Genomic DNA, 680 nt, shown 5'->3' with positions numbered 1-680 from the left:
GCCGCCGCCTGACCTGGTCCGGCTCCCGGCGCGCGCCCGGCGACTCGCGGGTATAAGTTAGGTATGCCTAACTTCTACGCGCTGAGGAGCGGTCGATGGCCGGAAAGCCGACAGATCACCATCGTGGTGTCGTCCTGCGCACCGAGCGGCTCACGCCGCACATGATCCGCATCGTGGTGGGCGGTGACGGGCTGCGCGACTTCGAGCTGTCCGGGCAGACCGACCACTACGTGAAGCTGGTGTTCCCGCACGAGGGCGTCGACTATCCGGTCCCGTTCAGTGTCCAGAACGTGCGCGAGACCATGCCCCGGGAGCTGTGGCCGCGCCTGCGCACCTACACCGTGCGCGCGTGGGACGCCGAGGCGCGCGAGATGACGATCGACTTCGTGCACCACGGCGACTCGGGCCTGGCCGGTCCGTGGGCGGCGCGGGCCGTGCCGGGCGACGAACTGCTGATGCTGGGCCCCGGCGGCGGCTACGCACCGAGCCCGGAGGCGGGCTGGCACCTGCTGGTCGGTGACGAGAGCGCGCTGCCGGCCATCGCCGCCTCGGTGGAGGCGCTGCCCGAGGGGGCGCCGGCGCACGTTCTGGTGGAAGTCGACGGTCCCGAGGACGAGCAGAAGCTCGAGCCGGTGGGCGACGTCCGCGTCCTGTGGGTGCACCGCGACGGCCGGCCCGTC

1 protein-coding gene is annotated in these 680 nt (G+C 72.1%); it reads left to right on the top strand.

The annotated features are described in order from the left end of the window. Positions 1-95: 95 nt before the first annotated feature. Positions 96-680 (top strand): siderophore-interacting protein (locus DAT37_RS12480; protein WP_109524930.1); only part of this gene is annotated, 585 nt, incomplete at its 3' end.

This window comes from Nocardia aurea (assembly GCF_003123685.1).
Lineage (GTDB): Bacteria > Actinomycetota > Actinomycetes > Mycobacteriales > Mycobacteriaceae > Nocardia > Nocardia aurea.
Note: the sequence above shows the minus strand (reverse complement) of the source record. Positions and strands in the feature narration are given on the sequence as shown.